Source organism: Actinomadura sp. NPDC048032 (assembly GCF_040653175.1).
Lineage (GTDB): Bacteria > Actinomycetota > Actinomycetes > Streptosporangiales > Streptosporangiaceae > Spirillospora > Spirillospora verrucosospora.
This window is the reverse complement of the sequence record NZ_JBEZJP010000020.1, coordinates 1-14,373: the sequence shown is the minus strand read 5'-3', so window position 1 is coordinate 14,373 and position 14,373 is coordinate 1. Positions and strand designations below refer to the sequence as shown.

15 protein-coding genes and 1 riboswitch are annotated in these 14,373 nt (G+C 71.9%); of the genes, 10 read left to right on the top strand and 5 right to left on the bottom strand.

Annotation, left to right across the window (positions count from 1 at the left end; genetic code table 11):
* Positions 1–162 precede the first annotated feature (162 nt).
* From AB0C69_RS05055 to AB0C69_RS05035, 5 genes are all read left to right on the top strand, one after another.
* Positions 163–687, top strand: coding sequence for an ATP-binding protein (locus AB0C69_RS05055; RefSeq protein ID WP_360349926.1), 525 nt, complete (start codon positions 163–165; stop codon positions 685–687).
* Positions 672–1,508 (top strand): SAM-dependent methyltransferase, encoded by an 837-nt coding sequence (locus tag AB0C69_RS05050; RefSeq protein ID WP_360349923.1) that lies wholly within the window; start codon positions 672–674, stop codon positions 1,506–1,508. Before AB0C69_RS05055 ends, AB0C69_RS05050 begins: the two co-directional genes overlap by 16 nt.
* Before the next feature lie 172 nt (positions 1,509–1,680).
* The gene (locus AB0C69_RS05045; protein ID WP_360349920.1) at positions 1,681–2,667 is read left to right on the top strand and encodes a hypothetical protein; all 987 of its coding nucleotides are present in this window, start codon (positions 1,681–1,683) and stop codon (positions 2,665–2,667) included.
* A gap of 26 nt (positions 2,668–2,693) precedes the next feature.
* Positions 2,694–3,455 (top strand): methyltransferase domain-containing protein, encoded by a 762-nt coding sequence (locus AB0C69_RS05040; RefSeq protein WP_353832136.1) that lies wholly within the window; start codon positions 2,694–2,696, stop codon positions 3,453–3,455.
* A 10-nt stretch (positions 3,456–3,465) separates the two neighbouring features.
* Entirely contained in the window at positions 3,466–4,047 is a 582-nt protein-coding gene (locus tag AB0C69_RS05035; RefSeq protein ID WP_360349917.1) for a class I SAM-dependent methyltransferase, read from the top strand.
* Positions 4,048–4,156: 109 nt separating this feature from the next.
* Here the strand turns inward: AB0C69_RS05035 and AB0C69_RS05030 are convergent, their stop codons facing one another.
* From AB0C69_RS05030 to AB0C69_RS05015, 4 genes are all read right to left on the bottom strand, one after another.
* Positions 4,157–4,396 (bottom strand): hypothetical protein, encoded by a 240-nt coding sequence (locus tag AB0C69_RS05030; RefSeq protein ID WP_360349914.1) that lies wholly within the window; start codon positions 4,394–4,396, stop codon positions 4,157–4,159.
* Positions 4,397–4,506: 110 nt separating this feature from the next.
* Positions 4,507–5,340, bottom strand: coding sequence for an exodeoxyribonuclease III (locus AB0C69_RS05025; protein ID WP_360349911.1), 834 nt, complete (start codon positions 5,338–5,340; stop codon positions 4,507–4,509).
* 25 nt (positions 5,341–5,365) lie between these two features.
* On the bottom strand, positions 5,366–6,166 hold the full coding sequence (locus tag AB0C69_RS05020) for a hypothetical protein (protein ID WP_360349908.1): 801 nt from the start codon (positions 6,164–6,166) through the stop codon (positions 5,366–5,368).
* Positions 6,163–6,513, bottom strand: a complete 351-nt coding sequence (locus tag AB0C69_RS05015; RefSeq protein WP_360349905.1) for a hypothetical protein — start codon at positions 6,511–6,513, stop codon at positions 6,163–6,165. The genes AB0C69_RS05020 and AB0C69_RS05015 overlap by 4 nt, the downstream gene beginning before the upstream one ends.
* Before the next feature lie 315 nt (positions 6,514–6,828).
* On the opposite strand from AB0C69_RS05015, the gene AB0C69_RS05010 reads away from it, so the two are divergent.
* The 3 genes from AB0C69_RS05010 to AB0C69_RS05000 all read left to right on the top strand — a co-directional run bounded on the left by AB0C69_RS05010 (position 6,829) and on the right by AB0C69_RS05000 (position 12,027).
* Positions 6,829–7,434: a hypothetical protein gene (locus AB0C69_RS05010; RefSeq protein ID WP_345179575.1), complete on the top strand. Its 606-nt coding sequence runs from the start codon at positions 6,829–6,831 to the stop codon at positions 7,432–7,434.
* Positions 7,435–7,654: 220 nt separating this feature from the next.
* The gene (locus tag AB0C69_RS05005) at positions 7,655–8,803 is read left to right on the top strand and encodes an FKBP-type peptidyl-prolyl cis-trans isomerase (protein ID WP_345179577.1); all 1,149 of its coding nucleotides are present in this window, start codon (positions 7,655–7,657) and stop codon (positions 8,801–8,803) included.
* Between the two features lie 215 nt (positions 8,804–9,018).
* Positions 9,019–12,027, top strand: a complete 3,009-nt coding sequence (locus tag AB0C69_RS05000; RefSeq protein ID WP_360349901.1) for a transglycosylase domain-containing protein — start codon at positions 9,019–9,021, stop codon at positions 12,025–12,027.
* 16 nt (positions 12,028–12,043) lie between these two features.
* On the opposite strand, the gene AB0C69_RS04995 is transcribed toward AB0C69_RS05000, so the two are convergent.
* Complete coding sequence (locus AB0C69_RS04995; protein WP_345179579.1) at positions 12,044–12,418, bottom strand: hypothetical protein; 375 nt, start codon at positions 12,416–12,418, stop codon at positions 12,044–12,046.
* A gap of 49 nt (positions 12,419–12,467) precedes the next feature.
* Positions 12,468–12,583: riboswitch (SAM riboswitch) on the top strand.
* A 42-nt stretch (positions 12,584–12,625) separates the two neighbouring features.
* On the opposite strand from AB0C69_RS04995, the gene AB0C69_RS04990 reads away from it, so the two are divergent.
* Together AB0C69_RS04990 and AB0C69_RS04985 are read left to right on the top strand one after the other, a co-directional pair.
* Positions 12,626–13,885, top strand: a complete 1,260-nt coding sequence (locus AB0C69_RS04990) for an aminotransferase class V-fold PLP-dependent enzyme (protein WP_360349898.1) — start codon at positions 12,626–12,628, stop codon at positions 13,883–13,885.
* Between the two features lie 111 nt (positions 13,886–13,996).
* Positions 13,997–14,368 carry an SseB family protein gene (locus AB0C69_RS04985; protein ID WP_360349895.1) on the top strand — a complete coding sequence of 124 codons (372 nt, stop codon included), beginning with the start codon at positions 13,997–13,999 and terminating at the stop codon, positions 14,366–14,368.
* Positions 14,369–14,373: the final 5 nt, after the last annotated feature.

Genomic DNA, 14,373 nt, shown 5'->3' with positions numbered 1-14,373 from the left:
GCAGGGTGCGGCAAGGCCCTTGCATGCGCGCAAGCGTTGGTGACTGGCCCGAGGCAGCTGCGTAAGAGTGTGTGTTGTTTCACTTCCACGTCCGACATCGACCTGGCCGAGAAGCACATGTTCGCTTACAGCCCGACACGGAGACGTGAAGCCGACAACGCCATGAACGCATCAGACACATGGTCCGGGGCGCCCGTTCTGGTGCCCGCGCCCGCTCCCTCACTGGAGATCGGGATCCCGTCCGCCTGGAACCACAACGGCAAGTCGTCCGGGCGCCTCATCGGCGAGATCGACCTCGCCGCCACGCCGCCCGCCGTGCGGCTCGGCCGCTCCTACGTCCGCGAGCTCGTCGGGCAGCACTTCGGCGCCGACCGGTCCGAGCTCGGCGACCTGGAACTGCTGACCAGCGAGGCCCTGACCAACTCGGTGCTGCACGCGCGGCCGCGCCGGGACGGGACGATCACGCTGGCCGTCCTGCACGTCGACCGGTACGTGCGCGTCGAGATCACCGACGGCGGCGCGGTCCAGGGGCCGCCGCGGCCGACGGACGAGGCGCTGCCGACCGGCGGGCGCGGGCTCGCCCTGATGAAGGCCCTCGCCACCGACTACGGCACCTGCCGGGGCAGGAGCGGCACCTCCACCTTCTGGTTCGGCGTCGGCGTCCGGGACGGATGGCGGCTGCCGTGACCTCCGGGGCGGCGCTGAGCCCGGCCCGCCGGGCCGAACCGTCCCCTCCCGGGGGCGGGACCGCGCCCGGCGCCGCGCCGGCCAGCGTCGCCCGCATGTGCAACTACCTCCTCGGCGGCAAGGACAACTACGCCGCGGACCGCGAGTCCGCCGAGCGTGCGCTGCGCAGCTGCCCGGCGGTGCCGCGGCTCGTCCAGGCGAACAGGGGCTTCCTGGACCACGCCGCCGCACTGCTCGCCGGGGAGGCCGGCCTGCGGCAGTTCGTCGACGTCGGCTGCGGGCTGCCCGCCGCCGAGAACCTCGGCGACCTCGTCCGGCGGGCCGACCCGTCCTGCCGGGTCGCCTACGTCGACAACGACCCGATGGTGCTGACGCACGCGCGGGCGCTGCTCGCCGTCGACGCCGGGATGGGCGCCTTCGCCGGGGACGTCCGCGCCCCGGCCGCGCTGCTCGGCGACCCCGGCCTGCGGAGGCTGGTCGACTTCTCCGAGCCCGTCGCGGTGTTCCTGCTCGGCGTCCTGGACTTCGTCGCCGACGAGGACGACCCGGCCGGGATCGTCGCCGCGCTCGCCGCGGGCCTCGCCCCCGGCAGCCACCTGGTGATCAGCCACGCCGTGCGGTCGCCGGAGCTGGACCCGGTCTCCGGGCCGTGCGAGGGCGTCGACACCCCGTTCCGCCCCCGGAGCGAGGACGAGATCGCCCGCATCTTCGCGAGCCTGCGGACGCTCGCCCCCTATCCCGCCCGGCTGCCGGGGCCCGCCCCCCTGCCCGACACGCGCCCGCTGCCGCTCATCGGCTGCGTCGGGCGCGTCCCGGGGTGACGCCGGCATGACCCCTGCGGTGCTTTCCCGAACTTCTGCCGATCGCCCGTCCCGTGCGCGCGGCGCTTCGCTACGATCGAAGCGCCAGCAACTGCCACATCTAGGGCGAGTGATGACAGCGGACGGCGAGCCTCGGTCTCTCTCCGACATCACCAGGGACATGGGACTCAACATGTCCGACGTTGCGGCCTTCTCCGGGCTCGACGAGAGCACGGTCTTCCGGTTGTGGGACAACGTGGAGTGGCTCGACCGGGTCAGCGGGCGGTCGCTGCAGAGCCTCATGTCGTCCGTGCCGGGCATCGCCGAGTACTCGATGGCGCACGCCGTCCGGAAGAGGCGCGACGGGCTCGTCGCCGACCTGCACCGCGAGGGGCTCACCGTCGACCTGGACGCCCTGCAGAACTCGGCCGTCGCCCAGCAGCACCTGCTGAACGCGCTGGAGGCCGGGCTGCACATCATGCGCGGCCAGGCGACGCAGAAGACGTCCTCGTTCATCGCCCGCTTCTGGGGCCGCGAGCAGGACACGGCGCTGGAGGCGCTCTACTCCACCAAGGCCGGCCAGGGCCTCCTGGAGGACCCCCAGAAGCTCTACGACTCGTCCATCGACCTGGCCCCGCGGCTGAACCGCAAGACCTACTCGTTCCACTCGATCCTCGCGCTCAACATCCTCACGCACCAGGTCAGCAAGGTGACCGGGGCGCTGGAGGCCGACCTCGGCTTCGAGGTGCCCGGCCGGCAGACCGCCTTCATGATGCGCGGCGTGGTGATGGGCTCGCTGATCAGCTCGAACGACTTCGACCTGGCCGAGCGCTACCGCCAGGAGCTCGACGCGACGCCCGTCTACGCGGCGCTGGAGGAATGGTCGTTCCCGACCTACACGCGAGACGGCCGCATCAGCAGCGACTTCACCCTTCCGAGCTCCCTGTCGCTGCGCAACACGGCCGCCGAGGTGCTCCGCGAGATCGCGGTCTACAACGACGCCTACCTCTACTACCTGGCGTCCACCTACATTCCGCTGGCGCTCAGACGCGACCCGGCGTTCGGCGGAAGGCTCCCCGAGCTGATCCAGGCGCTGGAACTGCGCGTGGCCGACTGCCGGGACAGAAGGATCAGACAGACCTGCAACACGCTGGTGCGGCGGCTCAAGGGCATCGCCTGAACCAGGCTTTGGAGAATGGGGAGCCGGTGGAGGACACGGCGCAAGCCATCGCGAAACTGACGCGGGCGCGATGGGAGGCGAACGCGCAGTACTGGGTCAAGATCATCCGGGAGCGCCGCGACCGGTACCGGACGGAGCTGACCGACGCCGCCGTCCTGGACGCCGTCGGCGACTGCGCCGGCCTCCGCGTCCTGGACGCCGGATGCGGCGAGGGCTACCTGGCGCGCAGGCTCGCCTCCATGGGCGCCGAGGTCACGGGCGTCGACGCGGCGCAAGGCCTGATCGACGCGGCCTCCTCGCACCCGGCGCAGGAGGGCAAGGCCACGTTCACCCGCGCCAGCGTCGAGGACCTGCCGCTGGAGGACGACCGGTTCGACCTCGTCCTGTGCAACCACCTGTTCAGCCACCTGCAGGACCCGACCCGCGCCATCGGCGAGTTCTCGCGCGTCCTGCGCAGCGGCGGGCGGCTGATCCTGCTGACGCTCCACCCCTGCTTCTACGTGGAGAACGCCGAGCAGGGCGCGGCGAGCAGCGTCCCGGCGGCGCAGTACTTCACCCCGCGCGGCATCGACCAGCGGTTCATGGTGGACGGCCTGGAATCCCCTTCGATGATCACAAGCTGGCTCCGGCCGCTGGAGTACTACGCTGGAACGCTCCGAGACGCCGGATTCGTCATCGCGGACCTGCGCGAACCGCATCCCACGGAGGAGCAGCTGCGGGACGACCCGTGGTGGCGCAAGGGCTTCCCCACGGCAATGTTCATGCTCCTGATCGCGGAGCGCCGTTAGAGTCGTCCCCATGGAGGACGTGCCGGCGGAATTAACGGGGCATCCGGACAGGCTCCGGTGGAACGAGAAGTACGCGGAGTCGTCCGGACCGTCGCGGACCCACCCGCTCGCGGAGCGCGCGCTGTCGCTCGGCATGCCCGACGGCGGGGTGCTCGACCTGGCGTCCGGGCCGTCCGGCAGCGCCCTGCTGGCCGCCTGGACGGGACGCCGCGTCACGGCCGTCGACATCTCCGAGATCGCCCTCGCGCGGCTCGGCGCGGAGGCCCGGCGGCGCGGGCTCGGGCCGCTGGTCACGCTCGTCCAGGCCGACCTGGGCGCCTGGCGGCCCGGCCCTGACAGGTACGCCCTTGTCCTGTGCACGGGGTTCTGGGACCGCGCCGTGTTCGAGCGCGCCGCCGGGGCCGTCCTGCCCGGCGGCCTGCTGGCCTGGGAGGCCTTCACCGAGGCCGCCCGCCGCGACCGGCCGCGGCTGCCCGCCGAATGGTGCCTCAGACCCGGTGAACCCGCCTCGCTGCTGCCCGAGGGCTACACCGTCCTCGACCAGTACGACGACGGCGGCAAGCGCCGCTTCCTCGCCCGCCGCGGCGACTAGCGCCCACTCGGGGCGGAGAACATGCTCCGGCGAGCGGACGCGGCACGAAGCCGCGCCCACCCGCCGGAACACTAGATCACCTGTCGCGGGACGGGAGAACCGTCAGGCGTCAGCTGTTCTTGTAGGCGGCGATGATGGCCGCCTCCGCCGCGGCGTACGGGTTCGGGGCGTCGGACTCGGCCTTCGCGGGCGACTTGTCCGCTCCGGCCGTCCCGGCCGACCCCGCCGACCCCGCCGCGCTGCCGTGCGGGGCGTTGCTGTGGCCGCTGCTGTGCGGGGCGTTGCTGTACCCACCGCTGTGCGGGGCGTTGCTGTACCCGCCGGTGTTCGGGGCGTTGTTGATCGCCATGATCAGTTTGCCTCCTTCTCGGTTGCGCCCTGCTGGAAATGATCAGCAGGACCTTGCCCTGGACCGTGCCGCCTCCGGCACGATCCGCAAGGCGCGAGGCGGGGGGCGGGTCAGTCGATGTCGACGACGACCGGGGCGTGGTCGGACGGGCCCTTGCCCTTGCGGGCCTCGCGGTCCACGTAGGCGGAGGCGACCCGTCCGGAGACGTCCTCGCTCGCGTAGAACAGGTCGATGCGCATACCCATGTTCTTGTGGAACGCGCCGGCCCGGTAATCCCAGTACGTGTAGGGGTGGGGCCCCTTCTCGATCGTCGGGACGACGTCGCGGAGGCCGAGGGCCTTGAGGTCGGCGAGCGCCTGCCGCTCGGGGGGCGTGACGTGCGTGGAGCCGACGAAGACGGCCGGGTCCCAGACGTCCTCATCGGTGGGAGCGACGTTGTAGTCACCGCAGGCGACCAGCGGCGCCCCTGCGGCGAGCTCCTCCGCGAGGGCGTCGCGGAGGGCCGCGAACCACGCGAGCTTGTAGGCGTAGTGGGCCGACTCGGGGGTCCGGCCGTTCGGCGCGTACAGCGACCAGACCCGCACGCCGCCGCACGTGGCGCCGATCGCGCGGGCCTCGGGCGCCAGCAGGACGGGCTCGTTCAACGCCATCTGCTCGTCCTCGCCTTCGGCCCCCGCCTCACCCGCGTAGGCGGGCTCGCCAGGAAAGCCGTTCGAGACGTCCTCGATGCCGACCCGCGAGAGGACGGCCACACCGTTCCACCGCCCGTCGCCGTGCGCGGCTGTGGCGTACCCGAGTTCCTCGACCTCCTCGGCCGGAAAGAGGTCCGCCCGGCACTTGGTCTCCTGGAGGCAGACCACGTCCGGCTTCGTCTCGTCCAGCCAGGTGAGAAGGCGCGGGAGGCGTGCCTTGACGGAATTGACGTTCCACGTCGCGAGGCGCATCCCCCAAGCCTGCCATCCGCAAGCCCTAGGACGGGGTCAGGTTGCAGTCGGGAACCCAGCCGACGACGCCGGTGGCCATGTTCCGCCCGTAGATCCAGAAGTTGCTGGTCACCCCGTTGTCGCAGGAGTAGTAGTCCCAGGGGCCGCTGCCGCGGATCGCGTCGAACTTCTGCCCCGGATAGCCGAGCCCGACACGGCGGGCGGTGTTCAGGGGGTTGTCCCAGATGACCACGCCGGGAACCCGGAAGTCGGGATACGCGCGGTGGTGCGAGGCCGCGATCCTGTGCGAGGCCGCGGTCCTCAGGCGGCCCTCGGGGTTGGCGTAGGTCGAGCACACCCGGGGCCGGGCCGGCAGTTGGACGCAGACCCGGAACGAGCCGCCCCCGAACCAGTCCGGGGTGTTGACCGACGACGCCCCCATGGGCACGGTGGCGCGCTCCCCCCGGGAGCCGTGCTCCTCCTGACCCGACACCTCGGAGCCGACCGGGGCGTCGCGGATGTCGGCGTGCCATGATCTTTGGCCGGGGTGGTACCAGAGCGTGCCGACGGCGTCCTCCTGCCGGACCGTGCGCAGCGCCCACCAGGGAGCGGCCCTCGATCCGGTGCCGGCCCATCCCCCGAGGGCGGACGGGGCCGGCCGGTGCTCCCGTCCGGCCGACGCCTCGGCCGACGGGACGGGTCCTGCCAGCGCCGCGCTCGCCACGGCGGCGACGACTGCGGGAAAAGCAAGAACGATCTTCTTGGACGGGCGCACGGGCGCTCCTTCCTGCTCGTGGTGGGCGGCGGGGGCGCGGGGCGGCACGACGGGACGGCGCGGCGGCGTCACGGCCGCTCCTGGATGAAGCAGTCCGAGACGTAGCCTTCGACCCTCGTCCTGTTGTTGATCACGTAGGTCCAGTGGTCCTTGACGTCGCCGTTCGGGCAGGTCACCGGGTCGGCGAAGCTCTGACCTCCGTTCCAGGTGTAGCCGTCGCCGGGGTTGCCGATCCCGCGGACGCGGCCGTCGAGCCGGGGGGTCGCGCGGATCCTGACACCGGGAACGGTGAAGTCACCGGTGCGATCGGCGACGCGTGCCGGGGCGGCGTGCCGGGCGGCGGGCGCCGGGGAGGCCATGGCGGGCGCCGCCGGAATCGCGGTGATCGCGACGGCCAGAGCGCTGACGGTCTTCAACATGGTTCGCCTCGCCTGGAGTGCCGATGGAAACTCTCTTGCCCCCCACATTGCGGCTACTTAGAGTTAATGGACAACCTCATGGCGTGAATATGCCAGCGATTGAACCGTCAACGGCAGGGGGCGGGAAGCCGCCCTCGGCGCGATGCCGGAGTGGGGAGCCGTCAGGTGACACGGTCAGGCGACGGAGGGAAACGGCCCCCGCGGCGTACCGAAGCGCGTGAGGCCGTGGGGCAGGCCCTGGAGGAGGCCGGTTTCCATGCGGCCCGAGGTCTGCGGCCTCCGACCCAGCGCGTGGATCCGCCCAAGGTGGGGGCCGTGGTCGCGCGCCTCGCGGACGCCACCGAGCGAGAGTTGCTGACCTTCGACGATCCGTCGGGCTGCGTCAGGCAGGGCGTGCCCGAGCGCATGCTCCTGCACGCGGCCCAGTGCGTCCGTCGCGCGGCCTCCCAGGTCCCCCGCCTCCGCCAGATCACCTCTCCGCAGGGGCTGGCCCACGACACCGCTCTGGAGACCATCCAGTGGCGCAACGGCGGCGAGGCGCGCCTCGTCGAACAGGTCCCCTTCCGCCTGGCCGTGTTCGACCGCACGACGGCCGTCATCCCGCTCGATCTGGACGTCTTCTACAACGGCATGCTCATCATCCGCGACCCCGCGGTGGTCAGGGCGTTGACCCGGATGCACCACAGCTCCTGGATGTCCGGTGACGAACTCGTCACCGACCGCGACCCGGACCAGCCGCCGGCCCACCTGGTCCCGGTCCTGGTCACCCTGCGGGACGGCCTGCCCGACCACGCCGCCGCCGCGCGCCTGGGGCTGTCGGCGCGCACCTACGCCCGGCGGGTCAGCGAACTGCTCACCCTTCTCGGCGCCACGAGCCGTTTCCAAGCCGCGATCACCGCTCAGCGCCGCGGATGGATTTGAACGTCCGTCCGCTGTTACCGGCGGTGTGGAGGCGTGTGTCACCCCTCCGGCGGGGATATCCTGACGCCTTCCCCTGTCCCCTGCCAGACGACACCGCTCCATGTGTGACCGGTAGATTGCGGGTCGGCCTCCTTTACCCGGTTTTCACGCTGTGCTTAGCCCGGCCCTGGAAGGGTGGTCACGGTTGTGGTGTCGTCGAACCCGGAGCAAGTGAGGAAACATGTCCGAGGATGACAAGCCCCGGGGCAAGCCGGCGGTCAAGGCGAAGGCGAAGATCCCGAACGCCCAGAGCATCCGCAGCCCCGAGTTCACCCCGCACGGCATCAGCGCGGGCCGCGGCAGCGGGCTGAACCGGCCGTCCGCGCTGACCGCCAAGGAGGCGAAGAAGCGCCGGCTGATGATGATCGCCGGGATCGTGGTCGTCGCGCTGGCGGTCTCCGGCGGGGTGTACTGGTGGGTCAGCCGCCCCGGCCCGAAGGTCGAGGTGACCGGCAAGTTCGCCGCCGAGCCCAAGGTCGAGATCCCCACGAAGCTGGAGCCGACCAAGACGCTCAAGGTCAGCACGCCGATCAAGGGCGGCGGCCCCGTCGCCGCCGAGGGCGACACCGCCTACGTCCAGTTCGCGACCTACAAGTGGTCGAGGGCCAAGGACGAGGAGAACTCGCGGGTGAAGAGCACCAGCGAGAAGGTCCGCTCGTCCTACGAGGAGGGCCAGCAGCAGGGCGGCGGCGGCCCGATGCACCTCGTCATCGGCAAGAGCGGGCTCAAGGACATCGACAAGAGCCTCGTCGGCAAGTCCGCCGGAAGCCGGCTCGTCATGCAGCTCCCGCCGTCCAAGGAGCTCACCCAGCTGAGCCCGCAGCAGATCACCGACAAGGATGCGATCCTCTTCATCATGGACGTCCAGGCGGTCGTCCCGAAGAGCCAGCAGCCGCAGGGCACCGCGCAGAAGCTGGACGACAAGTCGCTGCCCAAGGTCGAGGACAAGGGCGCCGGCAAGGAGCCCAAGGTGACGGTCCCGGACGCGGACGCGCCCAAGAAGCTCCAGGCCAAGACCCTCGTCGCGGGCAACGGGCCCGCGCTGGCCAAGGGCGACGAGGCGGTCGTCAACTACACCGGCAAGATCTGGAAGTCCGGCGACAAGTTCGACTCCAGCTGGGACAACAAGCAGCCCGCGACGTTCCCAATCGGCATGGGGCAGACCATCCCCGGCTTCGACAAGGGGCTCACCGGCGCGAAGGTCGGCAGCCGCGTGCTGCTCGTCCTGCCTCCGGACGAGGGCTACGGCAAGAAGGGCAGCCCGCCGAAGATCAAGGGAGACGACACCCTGGTCTTCGTGGTGGACATCCTCGCGAAGGTCTACAAGTGACCTGACCCAGGCGCGGCCGTGCGCGAGAGCGGCGGGGCACCCGGTCGGGTCCCCGCCGCTCGGCTTTTCACGAAAGGCCGCACGCTGCGACATCCGTCACGACAACCGGCGAGGCGGATTGCCCGTCCTCCTTTGGGAGAGCGCGGATGCGCATTGGCGGCCGACGCACGGATTCCCTCAGGTATCGTCTGTAACGCAATAAACACGGGGGGCTTGTGAGCGACAGCGAGAAGATCCCGGAGCGCCAGGAACGCTCCGGGACGGGCCAGGCGGACCGGCGCGAAAGCGAGGCCGGGGCACCGGCCGGCACGGACGGTCCCGCGACCGCCACGCTGACCGCGGACACCGATGCCGCCACCGGAGAAACCGCCGGTGACGCCGAATTCGTCGACGAGGGCGACATATCTCGAAACGGCGATAAGGAGCCCGAAGAGACCGCCGGCGGGAGCGGGGGACCCGATTCGCCCCCCGCCGATAACGCCACGGCCTCCGCCGATTCCGCCCCCGACGCCGACGAACCCGCCACCGAGGCGCCGACCGCCCCCGCGGAGGCCGCCCCCGAGAACGACGCCGCCGCGTCCGACCAGGCCACCGCGTCCGACGTGATCGCGACGCCCGGCGAGACGCCCGCGCCCGGCGAGGCGACCGCCCCGGGCGAGGCGACCGCATCCGACGGACCCGCCGAGTCCGACCAGCCCGACGCACCCGTCGAGGCCACGCCCGCTGCGGCCACCGCGTCCCACGAGGCCACCGCGTCCGCCGAGGTCGCGCCCGGCGAGGCCACCGCCACGGGCGAGGCGACCACGCCCGGCGATGCCACCGCGTTGAGCGACGTGGCCGCGCCTGGCGAGGTGGCCGCTTCCGGTGACGGTGGGGCGGCGGGTGGGTCGGTCGCGTCCGATGAGGCGGTTGTGACCGATGATGTCTCCGCGTCTGGTGATGCCACCGCGGTTGATGGTGTCGATGGGGCCATCACCGGAGATACCAAGAGCATGGCCGCCGCCTCGAAGCGCGACTCGACCCCGCGCGGCTCCCAGGCCGGGGGCCCGCCGCCCGGGTCCGGACCCGGGCGCGGCAAGGGCGGCGGGGGCAAGGGGCCCGGCAAGCCGCGCAGCCGCAGGTCGCGGTTCCTGCGCCGTGCGCTGTTCCTCATCCTCGGCTTCATCGGGTTCTGCATCGCCGCGTTCGGCGTCGCCTACCTGTTCACGCCGGTGCCGTCGGCGCAGGAGCAGGCGATCGCGCAGGGGCCGACGTTCTACTACTCCGACGGCAAGACACAGATCGCCAAGACCGGGATGAACCGGGACGCGGTCAAGCTCGACAGGATCCCCGAGAGCACCCGGGCCGCGGTGATCGCCGCGGAGAACCGCAGCTTCTACGACGACCCCGGGGTGTCGGTCCAGGGCACGGCGCGGGCGCTGTGGTCCACCGCCACCGGCAAGCAGTTGCAGGGCGGCTCGACGATCACGCAGCAGATGGTCCGCAACTACTACGGCGGCATCGGCAAGGACCGCTCGGTCACCCGCAAGCTCAAGGAGATCATGGTCTCCCTGAAGGTGGGCCGGGAGAAGGACAAGGACTGGATCCTCGAGCAGTACCTCAACACCATCTACTTCGGCCGCGACGCCTACGGCGTGCAGGCCGCCGCGCACGCCTACTACGACAAGGACGTCTCGAAGCTGACGCCGGCGGAGGGCGCCTACCTCGCCGCCGCGATCCAGCAGCCGAGCAACTTCGCCGACCCGACCGGGCCCCGCCGCGCCTACTCCGAGCAGCGCTGGCGCGCGATCCTCGGCAACATGGTCCGGGACGGGGCGCTCACCCAGTCCGAGGCGGCCTCGCTGACCTTCCCGGCCCCCGGCAAGGAGAAGATCACCGACGTCCTCAAGGGCCAGCGCGGCTACATGGTGAACGTGGCCAAGAAGGAGCTCACCGAGCGCCGCGGCTACAGCGAGGACGAGATCAACCGCAGCGGGCTGAAGATCACCACGACGTTCGACAAGCGGCTGATGGACGCGATGAAGCAGGCCGTCGCGAACAACGCCCCGAACGGGATGAGCAAGAAGATCCGCACCGGCGTGGTGTCGGTCGACCCGAAGACCGGGCAGGTGGTCGCCTTCTACGGCGGCCGCGGCTACCTGGAGGAGGCGCTGAGCAGCGCCTTCGGCGACTGGGCGCAGGCCGGGTCGGGGTTCAAGCCGATCGCGCTGGCGGCCGCGCTGGACGACGGGAAGACGCTGTCCACCAGCTACGACGGCAGCTCCCCGCAGTACTTCCACGGCGCGTCCATCCACAACGACAGCAACGAGAACTTCGGGACGGTCAACCTCGTCACCGCCACCGAGCACTCGATCAACACGGCCTACGTCAACCTCGGCCAGGACATCGGCAACAAGAAGATCGCCGCGATGGCCGAGAAGATGGGCATCCCGGCGGCGCGGATGAATCCCGAGCAGCGGGACGCCGCCACGTTCCCGCTCGGCATCGTGTCGCTGCACCCCGTCGAGCAGGCCAGCGTGTACTCGACGTTCGCCTCCGAGGGCGTGCACCGAACGCCGTTCGTGGTGAAGTCGGTCACCGACAACGAGAACCACAAGCGCACGTTCACCGAGAAGGGCGAGCGGGCGTTCAGCCAGCAGGTCGCCCGCGACGCCACCTACGCCCTGCAGAAGGTCGTGCAGGGCGGCACCGGCACCGGCGCGCAGCTGCCCGACGGCCGCGACGTCGCCGGGAAGACGGGCACCACCGACGAGGGCCGCGCGATCTGGTTCAACGGGTTCATCCCGCAGATGGCGACGACGGTCGCGATGTTCCGCAGCGACGGCAAGCCGCTGAACATCCCCGGGTACGGCGCGTACGGCGGGCAGCTCCCGGCCCAGATCTGGCGCTCGTACATGGCGGACGCGGTGAACATCAAGGGCTACGAGCCCGACTCGTTCGGGGAGCCGTCGATGACCCCCGGCAGCGGCTGGGGCGGCCCGACGCAGGACACTCCCCCGAGCGGCCCGCAGCCGCCGGACACGCGCGGGCCCGTCCGGCCGCCGCCGTCCACGGAGCAGCCCGACCTCCCGACGCCCCCCACCGACCTGCCGACCATCATCCCGCCGCAGGACCCCGGCGGGGGCGACCCCGGTGGCGGACCGGGCGGCGATCCGGGAGGCGGACCGGGCGGCGACCCCAACGGCGGAACCGGCGGCGGACCGCTGGGCGGGACCGGCGGGTAGCCGCCCCCGCGGCCCCTCAGTCGCAGGCCTTGCCGATGACGGCCGGCGTCTCCCTGATCACGCTGTCGAGCCGGGAGACGTCGCCGTCGCCGACCCCCGGCGCGGCCTCGCGGAGCCTGCCCGCCTCCGCCTTCAGCGCCTTGCCCAGGTCGGCGTCGTCGGCCTGCTTCGCGAGCCCGTCGACGCGTCCGGCGAGCTGCTCGGTGGCCTGCCGCCACTGCGCGGGCTCGGCCGCCGGAACGCTCCGCACCTGGGTGACGTACTGCTGGAACGCCTTCTTCGTGTCGGTGCACACCTGGGCGGAGTTGCCGCCGCCCAGCGCCCCGCACCCGCTGAGGGCGCCGAGCACCAGCGCGCCGCCGGCCAGCGTCCGAACCACCCGGTACCGCATCGCACCCTCCCCTTGATCCCCGTTCGGCTCCGCATATACTTCCGCATGAGGTCATGAGCGCCAGCGCGAAGCCCCGGCTTGCTGGCCGGCAACCCTTCGTCCGCGATGGGGTGCCCCGGGTGAGGACCTGGCCGGACGCGCACCGCGTTCCGGCAAGCGCGGATCCCGGCCGGCATCCCGGGGTCCCTGACCCCGGAAGGTCCAGGCATGCCCACGCTGCTCGCCCGCTCCCCCATCACGCCTGCTGTGACGCGCCCGGAGGGGGTCCGGGTTCGCCCGATTCCCCGCGTCATCGGAGCGGACGTCCCGGTCCCGGTGCGGGACGGCCGCCGCGTCCCCTACGCCAACTTCGACTACGCGGCCAGCGCGCCCTGTCTGGAGGCGGTGCAGGAGGCCGTCGCCCGCGCGCTGCCGTACTACAGCAGCGTCCACCGCGGCGCGGGGTACGCGTCGCAGGTCACGACGTCCGCCTACGAGGACGCGCGGGAGACCGTGCGGTCGTTCCTCGGCGCGTGGCGGCGCGCGGCCGTGGTCTTCACGCGCAACACCACCGACTCGATGAACCTGCTCGCGCACGCCGTCCCGGCCGGGACGAGCGTCGTCGTCTTCGAGAGCGAGCACCACGCGTCGCTGCTGCCGTGGAAGCGCGCCGTGCGACTCCCGGCGCCCGCCACCCCGGCCGAGGCGCTGTCGGCCGCCGACCGCGCGCTGCGCGCGTGCCCGATCGGGTCGCGGCTGCTCGTCGTCACCGCCGCGTCCAACGTCACCGGCGAGCTGTGGCCGATCGAGGAGCTCGCGCACGTCGCGCACCGCAACGGCGCCCGCATCGCGGTCGACGCGGCGCAGCTCGTCCCGCACCGCCCCCTGGACATGACCGCGCTCGGCCTCGACTACGTCGCGTTCTCCGGGCACAAGCTGTACGCGCCGTTCGGTGCGGGCGTGCTCGCCGGACGCGCCGACTGGCTGCGCGCCGCCGAGCCCTACCTCAGGGGCGGCGGCGCCAGCGCCTCGGTCGGGGAGACGACCCGGTGGGCGCCCTCCGCCGAGCAGCGGCACGAGGCGGGCTCCCCGAACGTCCTCGGCGCCCTCGCGCTGGCCGCCGCGTGCGAGACGCTGACCCCGGCCTGGGACGACCTGGCCGTCCGGGAGGAGGCGCTGGTGGAACGGCTGCGGTCGGGACTCGCGGCGCTCCCCCACGTCCGGGAGCTGACGCTGTGGGGCGAGCGGGCGCCGCGCGTCGGGATCGTGTCGTTCACCGTGGACGGCTGGAACGCGCGGGACGTGGCGCTTACGCTGTCCGACGAGCATGGCATCGGCGTCCGCGACGGGAAGTTCTGCGCCCACCCCTTCGTCCGGCACCTGCTGGGCGAGGACCGGAGCGCCGTCCGCGCGAGCATCGGCATCGGGACGGAGGAGGAGCACATCGACCGGCTCCTCGCCGCCCTCGCCGCGTTGACTGCGCGCTGACAGCCTCTGACCTGCGAACTCCCGCGCGCAGTCAGATGATTATGCTCTTTGGTCCTGTTCGCCCATGTAGCGTAGGCAGTCGCGCGGGGACGAGCACGCTAGAAACAGGGGGTGGCGACCGTGGCCGACGCGTGGCGACCCACGTCGGAACTGGAGCACCGACTGCAGGAGACCGTACGGGCCGGCGACCAGGAGAGCTACTTCCGCCTCCTCGGGGACGCCGACCTCGTCGTTCCCGTCCCGCCCGACCTGGTGGACGGCGTCCTCGCGGGGGAGGCGCAGCCGTCGTGGCCCACCCAGGAGGAGGACGGCCGGATCCACGTCCTGGCCTACACGTCGGCGGCGGCGATGCGGGCGTGCCTCGGGCCGTCCTACCAGCACTTCATGACGGTGCGGTTCGGCGACATCGCCGAGACCTGGCCGGACGACCGCTGGTTGGCGACCCATCGGACGCTGACCGGGTCGGCGCGGCCGGCCAGGTAGCGGCG

Bases quoted from the DNA above. Each gene is read 5' to 3' on its own strand.
- AB0C69_RS05035 (WP_360349917.1), top strand. From the start codon at position 3,466: ATGGAGGACGTGCCGGCGGAATTAACGGGGCATCCGGACAGGCTCCGG.
- AB0C69_RS05005 (WP_345179577.1), top strand. From the start codon at position 7,655: ATGTCCGAGGATGACAAGCCCCGGGGCAAGCCGGCGGTCAAGGCGAAG.
- AB0C69_RS05015 (WP_360349905.1), bottom strand. From the start codon at position 6,513: ATGTTGAAGACCGTCAGCGCTCTGGCCGTCGCGATCACCGCGATTCCG.
- AB0C69_RS04990 (WP_360349898.1), top strand. From the start codon at position 12,626: ATGCCCACGCTGCTCGCCCGCTCCCCCATCACGCCTGCTGTGACGCGC.
- AB0C69_RS05025 (WP_360349911.1), bottom strand. From the start codon at position 5,340: ATGCGCCTCGCGACGTGGAACGTCAATTCCGTCAAGGCACGCCTCCCG.
- AB0C69_RS05030 (WP_360349914.1), bottom strand. From the start codon at position 4,396: ATGGCGATCAACAACGCCCCGAACACCGGCGGGTACAGCAACGCCCCG.
- AB0C69_RS04995 (WP_345179579.1), bottom strand. From the start codon at position 12,418: ATGCGGTACCGGGTGGTTCGGACGCTGGCCGGCGGCGCGCTGGTGCTC.
- AB0C69_RS05055 (WP_360349926.1), top strand. From the start codon at position 163: ATGAACGCATCAGACACATGGTCCGGGGCGCCCGTTCTGGTGCCCGCG.
- AB0C69_RS05045 (WP_360349920.1), top strand. From the start codon at position 1,681: ATGTCCGACGTTGCGGCCTTCTCCGGGCTCGACGAGAGCACGGTCTTC.
- AB0C69_RS05050 (WP_360349923.1), top strand. From the start codon at position 672: ATGGCGGCTGCCGTGACCTCCGGGGCGGCGCTGAGCCCGGCCCGCCGG.